The organism is Bradyrhizobium sp. BR 1433, from assembly GCF_051547665.1.
In the GTDB taxonomy this organism is placed as follows: domain Bacteria; phylum Pseudomonadota; class Alphaproteobacteria; order Rhizobiales; family Xanthobacteraceae; genus Bradyrhizobium; species Bradyrhizobium australafricanum.
This window is the reverse complement of the sequence record NZ_JBPUGG010000001.1, coordinates 5,898,852-5,917,527: the sequence shown is the minus strand read 5'-3', so window position 1 is coordinate 5,917,527 and position 18,676 is coordinate 5,898,852. Positions and strand designations below refer to the sequence as shown.

Annotated in this window: 18 protein-coding genes and 1 pseudogene; 11 read left to right on the top strand and 8 right to left on the bottom strand. The window is 65.4% G+C overall.

What is annotated here, in order from left to right; genetic code table 11:
• Window positions 1-87: 87 nt before the first annotated feature.
• The 6 genes and pseudogenes from ACSKB9_RS28470 to ACSKB9_RS28445 form a co-directional block, all read right to left on the bottom strand.
• A pseudogene (locus tag ACSKB9_RS28470) lies at window positions 88-733 on the bottom strand (TadE/TadG family type IV pilus assembly protein).
• Window positions 724-1,293 carry a TadE/TadG family type IV pilus assembly protein gene (locus tag ACSKB9_RS28465; RefSeq protein ID WP_438077284.1) on the bottom strand — a complete coding sequence of 190 codons (570 nt, stop codon included), beginning with the start codon at window positions 1,291-1,293 and terminating at the stop codon, window positions 724-726. The pseudogene ACSKB9_RS28470 and the gene ACSKB9_RS28465 overlap by 10 nt, the downstream one beginning before the upstream one ends.
• A 171-nt stretch (window positions 1,294-1,464) precedes the next feature.
• Window positions 1,465-1,971: a pilus assembly protein N-terminal domain-containing protein gene (locus ACSKB9_RS28460; protein WP_438077282.1), complete on the bottom strand. Its 507-nt coding sequence runs from the start codon at window positions 1,969-1,971 to the stop codon at window positions 1,465-1,467.
• 190 nt (window positions 1,972-2,161) lie between these two features.
• Window positions 2,162-2,917, bottom strand: a complete 756-nt coding sequence (locus tag ACSKB9_RS28455) for a hypothetical protein (protein WP_438077280.1) — start codon at window positions 2,915-2,917, stop codon at window positions 2,162-2,164.
• The gene (locus ACSKB9_RS28450; protein WP_438077278.1) at window positions 2,872-3,606 is read right to left on the bottom strand and encodes a hypothetical protein; all 735 of its coding nucleotides are present in this window, start codon (window positions 3,604-3,606) and stop codon (window positions 2,872-2,874) included. The genes ACSKB9_RS28455 and ACSKB9_RS28450 overlap by 46 nt, the downstream gene beginning before the upstream one ends.
• Before the next feature lie 15 nt (window positions 3,607-3,621).
• Entirely contained in the window at window positions 3,622-4,452 is an 831-nt protein-coding gene (locus ACSKB9_RS28445; protein ID WP_438077276.1) for a sterol desaturase family protein, read from the bottom strand.
• Between the two features lie 280 nt (window positions 4,453-4,732).
• Here ACSKB9_RS28445 and ACSKB9_RS28440 point away from each other — a divergent pair, with 280 nt between their 5' ends.
• From ACSKB9_RS28440 to ACSKB9_RS28400, 9 genes are all read left to right on the top strand, one after another.
• Window positions 4,733-4,897 carry a Flp family type IVb pilin gene (locus ACSKB9_RS28440; protein WP_016842642.1) on the top strand — a complete coding sequence of 55 codons (165 nt, stop codon included), beginning with the start codon at window positions 4,733-4,735 and terminating at the stop codon, window positions 4,895-4,897.
• Between the two features lie 174 nt (window positions 4,898-5,071).
• A complete protein-coding gene (locus ACSKB9_RS28435; protein ID WP_225161338.1) occupies window positions 5,072-5,596 on the top strand; it encodes an A24 family peptidase in 525 nt (174 codons plus the stop codon).
• A gap of 127 nt (window positions 5,597-5,723) precedes the next feature.
• Window positions 5,724-6,518, top strand: a complete 795-nt coding sequence (gene cpaB / locus ACSKB9_RS28430; RefSeq protein WP_438077273.1) for a Flp pilus assembly protein CpaB — start codon at window positions 5,724-5,726, stop codon at window positions 6,516-6,518.
• Between the two features lie 2 nt (window positions 6,519-6,520).
• Window positions 6,521-7,999 carry a type II and III secretion system protein family protein gene (locus ACSKB9_RS28425; protein ID WP_438080431.1) on the top strand — a complete coding sequence of 493 codons (1,479 nt, stop codon included), beginning with the start codon at window positions 6,521-6,523 and terminating at the stop codon, window positions 7,997-7,999.
• 8 nt (window positions 8,000-8,007) lie between these two features.
• Window positions 8,008-8,760: a CpaD family pilus assembly protein gene (locus tag ACSKB9_RS28420; RefSeq protein WP_168858012.1), complete on the top strand. Its 753-nt coding sequence runs from the start codon at window positions 8,008-8,010 to the stop codon at window positions 8,758-8,760.
• Entirely contained in the window at window positions 8,757-10,025 is a 1,269-nt protein-coding gene (locus ACSKB9_RS28415; protein WP_018269598.1) for an AAA family ATPase, read from the top strand. Before ACSKB9_RS28420 ends, ACSKB9_RS28415 begins: the two co-directional genes overlap by 4 nt.
• 24 nt (window positions 10,026-10,049) lie before the next feature.
• On the top strand, window positions 10,050-11,513 hold the full coding sequence (locus ACSKB9_RS28410; RefSeq protein WP_438077270.1) for a CpaF family protein: 1,464 nt from the start codon (window positions 10,050-10,052) through the stop codon (window positions 11,511-11,513).
• An 11-nt stretch (window positions 11,514-11,524) separates the two neighbouring features.
• Window positions 11,525-12,502, top strand: a complete 978-nt coding sequence (locus tag ACSKB9_RS28405; protein ID WP_092086635.1) for a type II secretion system F family protein — start codon at window positions 11,525-11,527, stop codon at window positions 12,500-12,502.
• 9 nt (window positions 12,503-12,511) lie between these two features.
• Window positions 12,512-13,486 (top strand): type II secretion system F family protein, encoded by a 975-nt coding sequence (locus ACSKB9_RS28400; protein ID WP_438077268.1) that lies wholly within the window; start codon window positions 12,512-12,514, stop codon window positions 13,484-13,486.
• 172 nt (window positions 13,487-13,658) lie between these two features.
• Here ACSKB9_RS28400 and ACSKB9_RS28395 read toward each other — a convergent pair whose 3' ends face one another.
• On the bottom strand, window positions 13,659-14,456 hold the full coding sequence (locus ACSKB9_RS28395) for a tetratricopeptide repeat protein (RefSeq protein WP_310882018.1): 798 nt from the start codon (window positions 14,454-14,456) through the stop codon (window positions 13,659-13,661).
• A 203-nt stretch (window positions 14,457-14,659) separates the two neighbouring features.
• On the opposite strand from ACSKB9_RS28395, the gene ACSKB9_RS28390 reads away from it, so the two are divergent.
• On the top strand, window positions 14,660-16,036 hold the full coding sequence (locus tag ACSKB9_RS28390; protein ID WP_438077266.1) for a leucyl aminopeptidase family protein: 1,377 nt from the start codon (window positions 14,660-14,662) through the stop codon (window positions 16,034-16,036).
• Complete coding sequence (locus ACSKB9_RS28385; RefSeq protein ID WP_438077264.1) at window positions 16,029-16,871, top strand: C40 family peptidase; 843 nt, start codon at window positions 16,029-16,031, stop codon at window positions 16,869-16,871. The genes ACSKB9_RS28390 and ACSKB9_RS28385 overlap by 8 nt, the downstream gene beginning before the upstream one ends.
• A gap of 179 nt (window positions 16,872-17,050) precedes the next feature.
• Here ACSKB9_RS28385 and ACSKB9_RS28380 read toward each other — a convergent pair whose 3' ends face one another.
• Window positions 17,051-18,676, bottom strand: a complete 1,626-nt coding sequence (locus ACSKB9_RS28380) for an ABC transporter ATP-binding protein (RefSeq protein WP_438077262.1) — start codon at window positions 18,674-18,676, stop codon at window positions 17,051-17,053.

Below are 18,676 nucleotides of genomic sequence, written 5' to 3'. Positions count from 1 at the left end.
ATTGTCGCTAAAGCATCAAGGGCCGCACCTTCGGGTGCGGCCCTTTTTGTCTGGATTGCCAACCGGCGTCCGCGTCGTTCGAAAGCTCTAATAGGTTGAGCAGGTCGTCGGCATGGTGGCGGACGTCGGGGCATAGAACACGCAAACCGACTGCCGCGGCCTTGTGAAGGCGACATCGGTGAGATTGATGCCGCTCTTGGCCATCACATAGCCGACCGTCGGAACGTATTTGTAGCTGACTTCGCTGAAGATCAGATGTGCCCGCAACCAGCAGCGCCGCCGGAACGACGCTGGTCACGACATCACCCTGGCTGCGGCTCGAGGCCGTCAATGTGGCCTGGGTGGCGCCCGTGGCCATCACCCCCGCCTTGCTCCACTGGATCCGCGCGACCTTCGAGGCATCGACGTAGATTTCCGACAACGTGACCTTGGTCGGCGTCGGATCGTACGGCGTCATGATGCCGACGCTGGCACTGAAGAAGTTCTGCAGGTCGGCATCCACCACCTGCGTCGACTGCGAGGTCAGGTCCGACGCGGCGCGCGCCATAAGCGTGACCTTGCGGTCGACCGCGACACCGGATGAAAACTCGACGGTGCCGAAGAACAGCACCAGCATCAGCGGCAGGACGAAAGCGAACTCGACGGCGGCAAGGCCCCGGCGGTCATTGCACAGGGCCACGACGGAGCGCAGCAAGGCCGCTGCCTGGGTTTTCATGACGTTGCTCATGAGCATGTCGCCCCGGCGGTCCCTGATGGCTCGTTCTTGAATGTCGCGGTCGCGGTCAGCAGCCGCTTGCCATTGGCGAGGTTGGCGACATTGAAGCCAAGCTTGGTGACGAACAGCGGCCACTGATAGAACAGCCGGACCACCACGACGTCGCCGTCCTTGCCGGGACACCATTTCATGGTCGGAATGAATGCGTTGTTGGAATCGATTGGAGGCGCGATGTTGACGCTGCTGAAGCCCGTCGCCGCGGGGTAGCTGCGCACGTCGACCGATATGCCATTGGCGCAATCGAACAGCGGGTTGACCTGGCCGCAGACGTAGTCCTTGAACTGCTGCTGGGTATAGCTTGCGCCCTGCGCCTGACCGGTCATGATCATGCGCGCAGAATCCTGCGTCACCGTCTCCAGCACCTGGCTCGCAAAGAAGATCATCGCCACTTCGATGATCGCGAACAGCAGTCCGAAAAACAGCGGCGCGACCATCGCGAATTCGACCGCGGTCGCGCCACGGCGGTTTCTGCGAAAGCGATGGAGGAGGCGCGTGAAAGAATGAGCGGGTAGCGGCATCAACGACCCGGATCAACATAGCGGCAACAACTACCCAGAACTTCATTGTCGAAGTATTTCGCCCGATCGAGACAGGGCGACCCGATCCGTCAGGCCTTTCTTAACCATGTCGGATGAACCGCCTGCGGCAGGCGGCTGCCCCGGCGTGCGAAGCGCTGGCGCGGACACGCGCTAGTTCTGCGGCTTCGCGGCCGCGCCCGAGCCGGAGGCCTGGCTGTTGAGCGAGCCAGCCTGGTCCATGGTCGACTTGAAGTAGGTCTCGCCGTCGCCGAGGGTGATGCGACGCTGGCAGACCGGCATGCAGCTGTAGGTCTCGCGATCGACGCCGCGATAGACGGTGACAAGCTGGTCGGTCGGACCTTCGACTTGGATCTGGCGATCCACCAGCACCTGGCCGGTGCGGTCGAGTGCGATGAAGTTGGTCGCGCCGTAGCCCTTGCCGGTCACGACGACAACGCCGCCATTCTGCAGGGTGACGTCGGCGATCAGCGGGTTGCCGACCACGATGGTGGAAATGCCGCCGGGCAGCTTGACGAGCTTGGCCTGATCGACATTGACCGCAATCCGGTCCGGATCCGGCGCGGCCGTTGCGAATGCGGGCCACAGCAGAACGGCTGCGGCCAGCGAGATGAGTCCAATGCGCGCGACGGCGCCAATACGCTGGAATTGAAACGACATACCTTACCCCGGGACGTTAACAAGCCGGCAAAAAGCGATACGCAGCGGACCGGCGCCCGACACAGGCAAATCTGACGGCAATTCATTTAAGAAGAGCAAAAATCGACCGCTGAATTGCGCGGATGTCACGACTTCCGGAACGGATCGGCCAACGGCCCGGTGATCCCGCGGAAAAACGCCGCCGCGCCGCCTAGCCGGCACCACGCACATGCACCACCACGCGATCGTCCGCGTAGAGGCGCTGCCATCCATCGATGTGATCGAGAAACTTGGAGGCGGGCGTTGCCGGATCGAGCATCACCGCATCGATCCTGTAGGTCTTGAGCAGGTCGAGGAAGCCGTTGACGTCCTTGAGCTGGAGCGCACGATAATAGGCCATCTCGAAGCTCTCGCCGTAAAGCTCGGCGCGGCCGTCGACGAACACCGGCACCTGGCGCCAGATCAGATAGCCGCCGAACTGCAGATCATTGAGCACGCGCTGCACGTGGTGCGCCTTCAGCGCGTCGACGGCGGCAGCGGGCGAATGGATCGTCGGCGGCGACATGTCCCGACGCGCCGCGATGAACCAGGTCGCGGCGCAGAGCACGGCGATCAGCATCACGGCCGGCGTGGCCTTCAGCCGGACCACGCTTGCGGCACGCAGGCCGAACTGGGTTGCCACCGGCGTCAGCACAGCCAGCGGCAACAGCAGGGCGAAGAGCTCGAGATTCCTGACATGGGATAGCGCCATGTGCAGCAGGCCCAGCGCCAGGGCGATCCGCGGCAGCGGCAGCTTCACCCCGCAATAGAGCGCCCCGCCGATCAGGCCGAGAATGGCCAGCTCGAACGCATCGACGTGGCTGAAACTCGCCGGCATCCACTCCGTGATGAGATGCAGCAGTTCACCGAGGCTGAGAATCTTCAGCGAGGCGAGGATCGTCCCCAGCCATAGGGCGTCACGCTGCACGCGGCCAGCGCGCCGAGGCCGAATGCGGCCCAGCGCAGCGCCAGCGGCAATCTTTGCGCCGGCGCGGCATTCCACAGCGCATCGAGCGCGAAGGCGCCGGCCAGCACCAGGCCAAACAGAAAGCCGCCATGCAGATTGGCCCAGAGCGCGATCAGCGGCAGCAGCCAGAACGAGGGGGCCTCGCGGCGTTCGCTGACGACCATCAGGCCGTTCGCCCAGACCATCATGATCGGCAGCGCAAGCACATGCGGACGGGCCAGCAGATGCCCGCAGGTCAACACCAGCGCCGCCAGCGCGATCAGGCTCGCATGGATTGCCGGCAGCGCACGGCCGAGGATGGCGGTGAGCAGCGCGAAGGTGGCGGCACCGCAGGCCGCGGCCAGCACCGCAGGCCCGGTCCACCCGGCAAGGTCGTAGGCCTTCGCGAACAGGACCTGCGCCAGCCAGGACGACGACACCCAAGGCTCACCCGCCTTGGTGAAGGAATAGATATCGACCGACGGCAATGCGCGGTGGTCGAGGATCCACCGGCCGACGGCAATCTGCCAGTAGGTGTCGGAATCGGCGAGCAGCCTGTCGCCGACGATCAGCAGCAGCGCATAAACGCCGCACGCCATCCAGAACCAGGCCGGGACTTCGGCGAACACCGAGGCCCGCGCCTGTGGGATGGTTGCGGTCTCCGCACTCATGCGCGCACAGTCCGGTCAATGACGGAACGGATAGGCCAGCTGTCCGCCGATCTCGGCCGGCACGCCCTGCTCGGCGTCGACGCCGTAATCATCCGGAAGCTTGCCTTCGGGCATGCGGAATGTCCCGAACAGAATGTCCCAGAGCGGAAACGTGCCCGCGAAATTGGTGTCGCCACCCTCCTCGAGCGCGGTGTGATGCCAGCGATGGAACACCGGCGTGGCGATCACATATTTGAACGGGCCGAGCGTCCAGTTCAGGTTGGCGTGCACGAAGGCGGAATGGAATGTGGTGAAGGGACCGACCCACAGCATGATGTTCGGCGAGATGCCGGCGATCAACAGGATCACGTCGACCGAGATCGTGCCGATCAGCAGATTGACGGGATGGAAGCGCGCCGCCGAGATCCATTCGAGATCCTCGGAGGAATGATGAATGGCGTGGTACTTCCAGAAGCCGCCGCCGTGAAACATCCGGTGCAGCCAATACAGCATGAAGTCGGAGGCGACCAGGAAGATGATCGATTGCAGCCAGAGCGGCAGCTGCGCCAGCGGGCCGTGTCCGTTCTCGTAGAACGAGATCAGCTCGTCGGCACCGTGCACATCGAACACCGCGGCCGCGCCCACCACCAGCAGCCCGATCCGCAGCACGCGGGCGAATACCGGCACGAAGAACCAGTAGCAGATGTCCGTGACCAGCTCGCGCTTCTGCCACCACGGCTTGCCGGGATTGCAGGCCCAGAAGTGGGTCAGCACCGTGAAGAACAGCGCGAGGCCGATCGTGATCGGCACCACCCTCATCATCGTCTGGCCGAGCATCTCGATGACTTCGATCGGAAGGGTGGACATGGCAGCCTCATACTACGGAAGCCCCATGGGTATAGATGTGCGCTTAAGGAGCCGTGAATAGGCGCCGGATGTCTGGTCGCAGCAACAATCCGCAATTTTAGCGGACCGTTTAATGCCAAATTTACTGTGCGCAACATCAGCGGGTTCCCGCAGAGTTTATGCGATCAAATTAACTGCGCCGAAATCGTCCAACACTAGGGTCCCGCAATGGTCACGGTGCTGAGAACGCCGGCGAGACCAAATCTAGTTCGACCAGCCACGTGTACACAGGAGTGATTTTATGAAGAACCTCGTTTCGCGCTTCGTGAAGGACGAATCGGGCGCGACCGCCATCGAGTACGGCCTGATCGCCACCGGTATCGCCATCGCGATCATCGCTGCAGTCAACGGCGTCGGCACGAAGCTCTCGGGTACCTTCAACTCGATCTCGGGCTCGCTGAAGTAAGCCGGCTTCGACGAATTCGCATCAAAGGTCCCGGCAATCCCGGGACCTTTGCTATTTTTCGGGGGGGCCGATCGGCAGCCTCTGTTGAAGGTGCCGGCAATCCTTTTCCGATTGTTCACCATTGGCCGCTAGCGTCGGGTCTCGACCGCAGCTCCAGCTTGACGGCATGAATTCATGATCCTCGACATCGCACGCTTGATGCTGTTTCCGGCCCTGATGGCCTTTGCGGCGGCGAGCGATCTCCTGACCATGACGATCCCGAACCGGATTTCGCTGGCGCTGGTCGCGGGTTTCTTTGTCCTGGCGCCGCTGACCGGGATGGGCGTCCACGAGATGCTCACCCATGCCGGCGCAGGCGCGCTGGTTCTGGTGGTGGCGTTCGGCATGTTCGCGATGGGCTGGGTCGGCGGCGGAGACGCCAAGGTCGCGGCCGCGGCCAGCCTGTGGTTCGGGTTCGAGCACCTGCTGCCCTATCTGGTCTTTGCCTCGCTGTTCGGCGGTGCGCTGACCGTGCTCTTGCTGCAGCTGCGGCAATGGCCACTGCCCTACCCGCTCGCGTCCCAGGCCTGGCTCAGCCGCCTGCACGACAAGCAGACCGGAATTCCCTACGGCATCGCACTCGCCCTCGGCGCCCTCCTGATCTATCCCGAGACGGACTGGATCAAGACGATCGATCTCGCGCACTTCGCCATGCGCTGAGAAAGCAGCGGTAACCGCCCGTTAAGGCGATTTAGATACGCCTCATTAACCATGCTTTGACGAATAGCTGGTCAACTCCCATCACGGCGGCGGCAGCGTCGCGGCGTCATGTGGAAAGTGAAGCGTAATGGATAAGGCCCGCATTCTGGTCCTGGCAATTGCAGGCTGCGCCGGCCTTGCGGCGCTTTATTTGGCGAGCGGAAGCGACGACAAGCCGGCGGCTCCTCCGCCAGTTGCGCAGCTGCCGACCGTCGACATCCTGGTCGCGCGCTCGGACATCGGCCTCGGCCAGGCAGTGAAGGCCGAAGATCTGCAGTGGCAGACCTGGCCGGCGGCGACCGCCAGCGCCAGCTTCATGCGCAAGGACAGCCACGCCGACGCCATCAAGGACGTCACCGGCTCGATCGCGCGCGCCCCGTTCATCCAGGGCGAGCCGATCCGCGAGCAGAAGCTCGTCAAGGCCGACGGAAGCGGCTTCATGGCCGCGATCCTGCCGACCGGCATGCGGGCGGTATCGACTGAAATCTCTCCCGAGACCGGTGCCGGCGGCTTCATCCTGCCGAATGACCGGGTCGACGTCCTGCTGTCGAAGCGGGACAAGAATCCCGACCGCAACGGCGCCGACATCGTCAATTCCGAGGTCATCCTGACCAATATCCGCGTCCTTGCGATCGACCAGGCGCCGAAGGAGAAGGACGGCACCAACGCACTGATCGGCAAGACGGTGACGCTGGAGCTGAAGCCTGACCAGACCGAGACGCTGGCGCGCGCGCGCCAGAGCGGCGTCCTGTCGCTGGCGCTGCGCAGCATCGCCGACAACAACGGGAACGACGTCAGGATCGAAGACAACCACCAAAGACGCGGTGAGACGATCAACGTCATCCGCTTTGGCGTTGCCAACCAGGCAACGATGCAGAAGTGACCATGAGGACACAGGTGATGAAGGGCGGGGCAACTCAACGGACGATGCGGGCCTTCATGGTCCGCGCATTGTCGTTCTCGGCCGTCGCGGCGCTCACGCTCAACCCGGCACTGACGCCGGTGGTGGCGAGCGACTACCGCGCCGCTCCCGCCGCGGCCGACGGCCAGATGAACGCCCGCTTCCTCTCACTCGGCGTCGGCAAATCGGTGGTGATCGATCTGCCCAGGGACATCAAGGACGTGCTGGTCGCCGATCCCAAGATCGCCAATGCCGTGGTCCGCTCGGCGCAGCGCGCCTACATCATCGGCGCGACGGTCGGCCAGACCAACATCGTGTTCTTCGACGCCGCCGGCCAGCAGATCGCGGCCTATGACATCGCGGTCAAGCGCGACCTCAACGGCGTGCGCGCGGCCCTGCGCGCAGCCCTGCCGAATGCCGATATCCAGATCGAGGGTGTCGGCGAAGGCGTCATGCTGACCGGCAGCGCGGCGAGCCCGATCGAAGCGCAGCAGGCCGGCGAGATCGCCACGCGGCTGGTCGGCAGCGCCGACAAGGTCGTGAACTCCATCACGGTTCGCGGCCGCGACCAGGTGATGCTGAAGGTGACGGTCGCCGAAGTCTCGCGCAGCCTGATCAAGCAGCTCGGCATCGACCTCACCGCGAACCTCAATTACGGCACCACCGTGGTGAAGTTCACCAACAACAACCCGTTCACGGCGAACAACGCACCGCTGGTGCCCGGCAACGCCCTCACCACTTCGTTCGGCGCGGCCCCATCGGTGTCGGCGACGCTCCGCGCCATGGAAAGCGCAGGCGTGGTGCGGACACTCGCCGAGCCGAACCTGACCGCGATCTCCGGCGAATCGGCAACCTTCATCTCGGGCGGCGAGTTTCCAATTCCGACCGGCGTGACCTGTCAGACGACGACGGGAGGCGCGATCGGGAATTGCGTTCAGACCGTCAGCTTCAAGAAGTTCGGCATTTCGCTCAACTTCACGCCCGTGGTGCTGACCGAGGGACGGATCAGCCTGCGCGTGATGACGGAAGTGTCGGAAGTCTCGACCGAGAATTCGCTGACCGGCGGCGCCGGCGGAACGACGATCCCCTCGATCAAGACCCGGCGCGCCGAGACCACGCTGGAAATTCCCTCGGGCGGCTCGATGGCGATGGCCGGCCTGATCCAGGACCAGACCAAGCAGGCGATCAATGGCCTTCCCGGACTGGCGTCGCTGCCGGTGCTCGGAACGCTGTTCCGCAGCCGGGACTTCGTCAACAACCAGACCGAAATGATGGTGCTGGTGACGCCCTATGTCGTTCGCGCGGTGGCGCAGAAGGACCTGTCGCGTCCGGATGACGGCTTCGCCAACGCGTCCGACCCGCAGGCCGACCTGCTCGGCAGCATCAATCGCGTCTACGGCGTGCCCGGCCGCACCGAGCCGGCGCGGAATTACCGCGGCACTTACGGCTTCATTACGGACTGAGGCGGACGATGACACAGACCACATCCAGGACATCCGCCGGTTACCAGCGCGGCATCGCTCTCGCCGGAGCGCTCGTCAGCCTCGCGATGACGCTCGGCGCCTGCCAGCACGCCGCCGACAACAGTTTCGCGATGGTGAACGCACCGGCCGACTATCGCCAGCGCCATCCGATCGCGGTCACCGAGGCTGATCGCTCGATCGTGGTCTTCGTCGGCCGCAGCCGCGGCGGCCTGACTGCGGAGCAGCGCGCCGAGGTGATGGGGATGGCGCAGGACTGGATGCGCGAGGGGACCGGCGCCGTCACCATCGACGTTCCCGCCGACACGCCGAACGCACGGACCGCCCAGGAATCGCTGCGCGAGATCCAGGCCACGTTCACTGCCGCCGGCGTGCCGCCGCGCGGGATCCTCGTTCGAAAATACCATCCCGAGGATCCGCGCCAGATGCCCGCGATCCGCGTGAACTATCCAAAGATGAAAGCGGTCGCCGGGCCGTGCGGCCTCTGGCCGGAAGATCTCGGCCCGTCGATCCACAACGGGTCCTACATTGAGAACAAGCAGTACTACAATTTCGGCTGCGCCAATCAGCGCAACCTCGCAGCCATGGTCGAAGACCCGACCGACCTCGTGCAGCCGCGCGCGGAGACCCCTGCCTATACGTCGCGTCGCAACATCGCCTTCGACAAGTATCGCAAGGGCACCACCACCGCCACGAGTTATCCCGAGTCCGACAGGGCCAAGCTAAGCGACACAGGAAAATGATCACCTACGCGCAGCAAAACTCCGAAGAGCAGACGGACGCCCCGCCGCAGGCCGTGGACGACCATATTGCCCCGGCGCCACGGGTTTCGGTCCAGGCGTTCTGCGAAACGGTCGAGACCGCTGCCGCCGTGCAGTCGGCGGGCGAGGATCGCCGGCTGGCCAAGGCTCACCTCAAGATCCAGATGGGCGGCATGGCGGCCGCCATCGAGGCCTATCGCTCGGCGCCGACGCCCAACGTCATCATCCTCGAGACCGAGGGCCGCGGCGACATCCTGGCCGGCCTCGATCAGCTCGCAACAGTGTGCGACGCCGGCACCCGTGTGGTCGTGATCGGCCGCGTCAACGACGTCACCCTGTATCGCGAGCTGGTGCGCCGCGGCGTCAGCGATTACGTGATCGCGCCGGCCCATGCGATCGACGTGGTGCGCGCGGTCTGCAACCTGTTCTCGGCGCCGGAAGCCAAGGCGGTCGGCCGCATCGTCGCCGTCGTCGGTGCCAAGGGCGGTGTCGGCGCCTCGACCATCGCCCACAATGTCGCCTGGGCGATTGCCCGCGATCTGGCGCTCGACTCCGTGGTCGCCGACCTCGACCTCGCCTTCGGCACCGCCGGCCTCAACTACAACCAGGATCCCGCGCAAGGCATCGCCGACGCCGTGTTCTCGCCGGACCGCGTCGATACCGCCTTCGTCGACCGCCTGCTGTCGAAATGCACCGACCATCTGAGCCTGCTGGCGGCGCCGGCGACGCTCGACAAGGTTTACGATTTCGGCGCCGAGGCGTTCGACGCGATCTTCGACACGCTGCGGACCACGATGCCCTGCATCGTGCTCGACGTGCCGCATCAATGGTCCGGCTGGACCAAGCGCGCGTTGATCGCGGCCGACGACATCCTGATCGTGGCGGCGCCCGACCTCGCCAATCTGCGCAATGCCAAGAACATGTTCGACCTGCTGAAGGCCTCGCGGCCCAACGACCGCGCGCCGCTGTACTGCCTGAACCAGGTCGGCGTGCCGAAGCGTCCCGAGATCGCGGCCGGCGAGTTCGCCAAGGCGATCGAAAGCCAGCCGATTGCCGCCATCCCGTTCGATCCGCAGATCTTCGGTTCGGCGGCCAACAACGGCCAGATGATCGCCGAGATTTCCGCCAATCACCGCGCGGTCGAGATGTTTCTGCAGATGGCGCAGCGGCTGACAGGCCGCGGCGAGACCAAGAAGCCAAGGGGGTCCTTCCTGTCGCCCCTGCTCGAAAAGCTGCGGTCCAAATAGTGGTCCGCGTGGAGTCAAGACGTCGTGTTTGGTAAGCGTAGCGGAAACGATGGGGACGTGCGGGCACCCAAGCCCGCGTTTCAGGCGCCGGAGCCTGCGGGCGCGCCGGCGATGTCGCGCGAGTCCGTCGCACCGGCGATCTCGTCGCCGCCGCTGGCACCCAGCAAGCCACCGCCTGCCCCCGCCGTCGAAGCCCGCCGCTCGGACAACTACTACCAGGTCAAGGCGACGATCTTCGGCGCCCTGATCGAGGCGATCGACCTTGCCCAGCTCGCCAAGCTGGACAGCGAATTGGCGCGCGAGGAAATCCGCGACATCGTCAACGAGATCATCGCGATCAAGAATATCGTGATGTCGATCGCCGAGCAGGAAGAGCTGCTCGACGACATCTGCAACGACGTGCTCGGCTACGGCCCGCTGGAGCCGCTGCTGTCGCGCGACGACATCGCCGACATCATGGTCAACGGCGCAGGCACCGTGTTCATCGAAGTCGCCGGCAAGATCCAGCGCACCGGCATCCGCTTTCGCGACAACCAGCAGCTGCTCAACATCTGCCAGCGCATCGTCAGCCAGGTCGGCCGGCGCGTCGACGAATCCTCGCCGATCTGCGACGCCCGCCTCGCCGACGGTTCGCGCGTCAACGCCATCGTGCCGCCGCTGGCGATCGACGGACCCGCGCTCACCATCCGCAAGTTCAAGAAGGACAAGCTGACGCTGGAGCAGCTCGTCAAGTTCGGCGCGATCACGCCGGAAGGGGCGACTATCCTGCAGATCATTGGCCGCGTCCGCTGCAATGTGATCATTTCCGGCGGCACCGGCTCGGGCAAGACCACGCTGCTGAACTGCCTGACCAACTATATCGAGCACGACGAACGCATCATCACCTGCGAAGACGCCGCCGAGCTTCAGCTGCAGCAGCCGCATGTGGTGCGGCTGGAAACCCGGCCGCCGAACATCGAGGGCGAGGGCCAGGTGACGATGCGCGAACTGGTCCGCAACTGCCTGCGTATGCGCCCGGAGCGCATCATCGTCGGCGAAGTCCGCGGACCCGAAGCGTTCGACCTGTTGCAGGCCATGAACACCGGCCACGACGGCTCGATGGGCACGCTGCACGCCAACAATCCGCGCGAAGCACTGTCGCGCTGCGAATCCATGATCACCATGGGTGGCTTCGCGCTTCCGTCTCGCACCATTCGCGAGATGATCTGCGCCTCGGTCGACATCATCGTGCAGGCCGCGCGCCTGCGCGACGGTTCGCGCCGCATCACGCACATCACCGAGGTGATGGGCATGGAAGGCGATACCATCATCACCCAGGATGTCTTTCTCTACGACGTGGTCGGAGAAGACGCCAACGGCAAGATCATCGGCAAGCACCGCTCGACCGGCATCGGCCGGCCGCGCTTCTGGGAGCGTGCGCGCTACTACAATGAAGAGAAGCGGCTTGCGGCGGCGCTGGATGCCTCCGACGCGCCGGCGCCGGTCTAGGGGAACGCAGGATGCAGATGCAAACTCTGGCTCTCGCCTTCCTCGCCGCCACGACGGTGGGCGGCATCGCCTGGGTCTTCCTGTATCCCTACCTTTCGGGGGAGAAGAAGGCCGAGTCGCGGCGCGCGTCGGTGGCGCGCAGCGAACCCACGACGACACGAAACGCCGACCGCACGCAGCGCTCCCGCCGCGAGCAGGTCGAAGGATCGTTGAAGGAGCTCGAGGCGCGGCGACAGAAGGACAAGAGGGTCCCGCTCGGCGTACGGATCTCGCAGGCCGGACTGGGGTGGTCGGAGCAGAAGTTCTGGATGATCTCCGGCGCTCTCGGCCTGTTCGGGTTCGGCGCGGCATTCCTGGCCGGCGGCGGCATGCTCGGCGCGGCAGGCATCGGCTTTGCCATGGGTCTCGGCGCGCCGCGCTGGCTGCTCGGCTTCCTGAAGAAGCGGCGGGAAAAGGCGTTCCTGAAGGCACTGCCTGACGCCGTCGACGTCATCGTGCGCGGCATCAAGGCCGGCCTGCCGCTGTTCGAATCGCTCAAGGCGGTCGTCAATGACGCGCCGGAGCCGCTGCGCAGCGAATTTCTCGCCATCATCGAGACCCAGGCGATCGGCATGCCGCTCGGCGAAGCCTGTTCCCGGCTCTACGAGCGGATGCCGCTGCCGGAGGCCAACTTCTTCGGCATCGTGATCGCGATCCAGCAGAAGTCCGGCGGCAATTTGTCGGAAGCGCTCGGCAACCTGTCGAGGGTGCTGCGCGACCGCAAGAAGATGGCCGAGAAGATCCAGGCGATGTCGATGGAAGCGAAGGCCTCCGCCGCCATCATCGGCTCACTGCCGCCGATCGTGATGATCCTCGTGTTCCTGACGACGCCGGACTACATCGCCCTGCTGTGGACGAATTCGATGGGCCAGCTCATGCTGGTCGCCTGCGCGATCTGGATGTCGATGGGCGTGCTGGTGATGAAGAAGATGATCAATTTCGATTTCTGACGGTGCAGCATGATTGATTTTCTGGTCGCCAAGCTCCACGACGTCAGGTTCATGACCATGCTGCTTGCCTTCTTCGCGGCGAGCGCGACGGTCTACACGCTGGTGATGCCGCTGCTCGCCGGCGGCGATCTCAACAAGCGCATGAAGGCGGTCGCCAGCGAGCGCGAGCGTCTGCGGCAGCGCGAGCGCGAACGTCTGTCCAAGACCGAGAAGGTGGCGCTGCGGCAGACGCCGAAGCAGGTCGTCTCCCGGGTGGTGGACGATCTCAACCTCACCAAATGGCTGGCCCAGGAAGCGGCGCTCGAGAAGCTGGTGATGGCGGGCTATCGCTGCCACGCTCCCTACGTCACCTTCCTGTTCGCCCGCGCGGTGACGCCGATCGTGATGCTGCTCGGCGCGATCATCTATACGTTCTTCATTGCCGGCGCGAACTGGTCGCTCACGCTCAAGATCGGCATTTGCGTCGGCGCGGCCTATGCCGGCCTGCAGGCGCCGATGCTGTTCCTGAAGAACGCGATCGCCAAGCGCCAGCTCCAGATCAAGCGCGCCTTCCCGGATTCGCTCGATCTGCTGCTGATCTGCATCGAGTCGGGCATGTCGGTCGAGGTCGCGTTCCGGAAAGTGGCCAACGAGATCGCCGGGCAATCGGTCGCGCTGTCGGAGGAATTTGCGCTGACGACCGCGGAACTGTCCTATTTGCAGGATCGCAAGACCGCCTACGAGAACCTGGCGCGCCGCACCGGCCTCGAAGGCGTGAAGTCGGTGTGCATGGCCTTGCAGCAATCCGAACGCTACGGCACGCCGCTCGGCCAGAGCTTGCGCGTGATGGCGCAGGAAAACCGCGACATGCGGATGAACGAGGCCGAGAAGAAGGCCGCAGCACTGCCGCCGAAGCTGACGGTGCCGATGATCCTGTTCTTCCTGCCTTGCCTGTTCATCGTGATCCTCGGGCCGTCCTACATCAAGATCGCCACGATGCATTGAGTTGCGTCGCCTGCGCCGGCTGCCTCTCTCTCCTTCCCCCTGACAGGGGAAGGCCGGGATTGGGGGGCAGCCGCAGACACCGCTCCTCGTGGAGAGATGATCCCCACCCGCTTTGCTCTCACGAGCAAAGCGACCTCCCTTTTCAAGGGGAGGTGGAGCTGCCGCGTTTGGTTTAGTCGTCCTTGGCGACGACCGGCGCCGCGCGCGACGCGGTCCGCGGCCCGTCCTTGCGGTTGAGCATGTCGCGGAGATAGGCGACGTTGGCCGCGGCCTCATCCGACGGCAGGTCGGCCTTGACGATTGTTTCCGCCTCCGCGAAGCGGCCCTGCAAGCCGACGACCAGCGCAAGGTTCTGCCGGATCCGGGTGTCGGCGCGAGCGCTGGCATAGGCCTGGCGCAGGGTCTCTTCCGCCTTCGGCAAATCCTTGGTCAGCATGTAGGACAGGCCGAGATTGGACAGCACCGACGGCTCGTCCGGAGCCAGCCTGAGCGCACTGGCGTAATAGCGCCGCGCTTCCTCGTGCCGATTCATCTTGTCGAGCGTGGTGCCCTGCACCGACAGGATCCGCCAATCCGGATTGTCCGGGCTGTGCGCGCGACTCAGCACGTCGAATGCAGCCTGCGAGTTGCCGTTGTCGGCCAGCGCGCGGCCATAGGCGGCGAGCAGCGCCTTGTTGCCGGGGTTGGCGATCGTGGCCTGCTCGAGCACGGCGCAGGCCTGCGAGCGCTGCCCGGTCATGCGCAGGGCCTGGCCGTAGCCGACCGCGGCGGCGACATCCTTGGGATTTTTGCGATAGCGCTCGCCATAGACCTCGACGGCGCGGCGCGGATCGTCGGGCGTGGGATCGGACCGCGACGTGATCGATCCCGCCACGTCGGACATGGTCTGGCAACCGCCAAGCCCTGCGGCCAGGACCGCCAGAAGGGCTGCGGAAGCAAGATGCCGGGTCAGATTGGACTGTCGACACATGGCACTGTGACTCACGAAATCGGGCGAACGGTTCCAGCCGAGCGTGCCAGCAATAGACTGTTAACCCTAACGTCTGGTTAACTGGCGGCGCCGGCAGCCGACGCTCCGGTTCCGGCCTGCACGGCGCGTGAACCGTTGGCGCGCTACCATCCGTGGCGAAAGGCGTGTAGTAGCCCACCAACGACGCCAGAACCGAGAGCCGCATGCCATCCGTGTTCGAGACCGCCACGACCGCCGCCACGCCGATCACCTTCGTCACCAAGGCGACATGGGATGCGATTCAGGGCGAGCTGCCGGCGCCGGCGCGCCAGTTCGCGGCGGCCAATGGCTTCGTGGCCAAGGCGGGAAAATTGCTCGTCCTGCCGGCGGCAGACGGCGGCATCGCGGAGGTGCTGTTCGGTCTCGAGGACGCCGACCACAAGGCGCGCGATCCGTTCCGGCCCGGCGCCCTGCCCGGCCTGCTGCCGCCCGGCGTCTACCGCTTCGCCAATGCGCCGCACGACACCAGACTTGCCGCGCTCGCCTTCGCGCTCGGCTGCTATCGCTTCGGCCGGTATCGCACCAACAAGGCTCCCGAAGTCCGGCTGGTGCCGCCCGACGGCGTCGACACGGCGGAGATCACCCGGATGGCGGATGCCGCGGCGCTGGCGCGCGATCTCATCAACACGCCGTCCAACGACATGGGACCGGCCGAGCTCGCTGAGGTGGCGCGCGACCTCGCGACGCGGTTCGGCGCTGCCTTCAATTGCATCGACGGCGACGAGCTCGCCCAGAACTTCCCGCTGATCCACGCCGTCGGCATGGCGTCGACGCGGTCGCCAAGATTGATCGAGCTGAGCTGGGGCGACCCCGCCCATCCGAAGGTGACGCTGGTCGGCAAGGGTGTCTGCTTCGACACCGGCGGGCTCGATCTCAAGCCTTCGAGCGGCATGCTCATCATGAAGAAGGACATGGGCGGCGCCGCCAACGTGCTGGCGCTGGCCCAGATGGTGATGGACGCGAAGCTCAAGCTGCGGCTGCGCGTGCTGATCCCGGCGGTCGAGAACGCGGTTGCCGGCAACGCGTTCCGCCCGCTCGACATCTTCAAGTCGCGCAAGGGCATCACCGTCGAGATCGGCAACACCGACGCCGAAGGGCGGCTGGTGCTCGCCGACGCGCTGGCGCTCGCCGACGAGGAGACGCCCGATCTTTTGGTCGATCTGGGCACGCTGACCGGCGCCGCGCGGGTGGCGCTGGGCCCGGATCTGCCGCCGTTCTACACCAATGACGAGGCGCTTGCCGGCGACGTCGCATCCTGTGCGAGGAGCGAGAACGACCCGTTGTGGCGGATGCCGCTGTGGCCGGCCTACGACGCCTGGCTCGACTCCAAGACCGCCGACATCACCAACGCACCGTCAGGCGGCTTCGCGGGCTCGATCACCTGCGCGCTGTTCCTGCAGCGCTTCGTCGAGCACGCGAGGAGCTGGCTGCACGTCGACATCTACGGCTGGACGCCATCGGCAAAGCCCGGCCGTCCTGAAGGCGGCGAGTGTCAGGCGGCGCGCGCGATCTACAAATTACTGAGCCAGCGCTATGCATGATGTCAGACTGACGCCGGCCCGCGACGACCTCGCGGCGAAATATCTCGAGGGCAAGGTCAAGGCCTTGCGCTTCGTCGAAGGCGAAGTGCTCGAGGTCGGCGACGCCATCGCGCCGCTACGCCAGGCGCCGGCGAGCGATGCCGAACAGATGACGCAGGCGCTCCGGGGCGAGCGCGTCACGGTGTACGATCGCAACGGCGAAGGCTGGGCCTGGGGCCAGCTCGCCGATGACGGCTATGTCGGCTGGATTCCCGAGGCCGCGCTGGCCAAGCCCGGCGCCGCCCCGACGCACAAGGTCACGGCGCTGCGCACGCTGGCGTTTCCGGGCCCGTCGATCAAGCTGCCGCCGGTCGAGGCACTGGCGATGGGGACAAAGCTCGCCATCGTCCGCGAGGACGGTGCGTTCGCGGTGACCCGCGAGGGCTGGCATCTGCCACGCCAGCATCTCGCGCCGCTCGACACGATGGCAGGTGATTTCGTTGCGATCGCCGAGCAATTCGTCGGCTCACCCTATCTGTGGGGCGGCAAATCGAGCCTCGGGATCGATTGCTCTGGCCTGGTGCAGATCGCGCTGACCGCCGCCGGCACCGGCTGCCCGCGCGACAGCGACATGCAGCAGGAAGGCCTCGGCCGCGAATTGACGGTCGCGGAATCCAAGCAGCTGCAGCGCGGCGACCTGATGTTCTGGAAGGGCCATGTCGCCATCGTGCGCGACGCGACCACGATCGTGCACGCCAACGCGCATCACATGGCAACGGTGGTGGAGAACACGCAGGCTGCGATCGCGCGGATCAAGACCGCCGGCAGCGAAGTCCTGGCGATCAAGCGGCTTTGAGCAACATACATTCCCGTCGTCCTGAGGAGCGCGAAGCGCGTCTCGAAGGATGGACGGCCCCAGTCCGGCCACGCCACCCTTCGAGGCTCGCCCAGCGGCGCAATTGCGCCGCAAGGCTCGCACCTCCAGCGACAACGGCAAAGCCGTTGCGCGGGGATGACGTGGAACGACGAGGATAGCTACGTCGCCACTGCCCCGTCGCCCGCCGCTTCGATGCGGAACGCGGCGGCGAACAGCGCGCGGGTGTAGTCGCTCTTCGGATTCTCGAACAGCTCGGAGGCCGGCCCCTCCTCCTCCACCTTGCCGGATTTCATCACGATCAAATGGCTCGCCAGCGAGGCGACCACGCGCAGATCGTGCGAGATGAACATGTAGGTGAGGTCGCGCTTGCGCTGCAGGTCGCGCAACAGGTCGACCATCTGGGCCTGCAGCAGCATGTCGAGCGCGCTGGTCGGCTCGTCCAGCACGACAAAATTCGGCTCCAGCACGACCGCGCGCGCGATCGAGATGCGCTGGCGCTGGCCGCCGGAGAATTCGTGCGGATAGCGGAAGCGCCAGTCGGGATCGAGCCCGACATCCTTCATTGCCTTGATCACCCGCGCCTCGCGCTCCTCGCGCGACAGCTGCTTCTGGTGCACCTCGATGCCCTCGGCAATGATGTCGGCCACCGACATGCGCGGGCTGAGCGAGCCGAACGGGTCCTGGAACACGATCTGCATGTCGCGGCGGAACGGCCGCATCTGCTTGAAGCGCAGGCCCTGGATGTCGTTGCCGAGGAACACGATCGGCCCGTCGGACGAAATCAGCCGGAGCAGCGCGAGCCCGAGCGTGGTCTTGCCGGAGCCGGATTCGCCGACCACGCCGAGCGTCTCGCCCTTGCGCACCGCGAGGCTGACGCCATCGACCGCCTTGATGTGGCCGACGGTCGAGCGCAACAGCCCGCGCTTGATCGGAAACCAGACCTTGAGATTGTCCGCCGATATCACGACCTCTGCGCCCGGCTGCGGCGGCGCCGGATCGGGCTTCGGCTCGGCCGCGAGCAGCGCCTTTGTATAGGCGTGCTTTGGCGCGGTGAAGACCTGCTCGACCGGCCCCTGCTCGACGATCTTGCCGTTGTTCATCACGCAGACGGTGTCGGCGATGCGGCGGACGATGCCGAGATCGTGAGTGATGAACAACAGGCTCATGCCGAGCCGCGCGCGGATCTCGGCCAGCAGCGCCAGGATCTGCGCCTGCACGGTGACGTCGAGCGCGGTGGTCGGCTCGTCCGCGATCAACAGATCGGGCTCGTTGGCGAGCGCCATCGCGATCATCACGCGCTGGCGCTGGCCGCCGGACAATTGATGCGGATAGCTCTTGAGCCGGGTCTCCGGCTCGGGGATGCCGACCTGGCCCAGCAATTCCAGCGTTCGCGCCTGCGCCGCCTGGCCCCCGATGCCCCTGTGCAGCGACAGGATCTCGCCGATCTGGGTCTCGATGGTATGGAGCGGATTGAGCGAGGTCATCGGCTCCTGGAAGATGATCGAAATGTCGTTGCCGCGGACCTTGCGCATCTCCTGGTCGGACGCGGTCAGGAGGTCGCGGCCACGGAAACGGATCGCGCCTGACGGATGCGATGCCGTCGGATAGGGCAGCAGCTTCAGCACCGACAGCGCGCTGACGGATTTTCCCGAACCGGATTCACCGACCAGTGCGACGCATTCGCCGCGCTTGATCGAGAACGAGATGCCGTCGACCGCAAGCGCGCGGCCGAAGGCGACCGAGAGATCGCGGACATCGAGCAAAGGCTGGTTGATCGCGTCCAT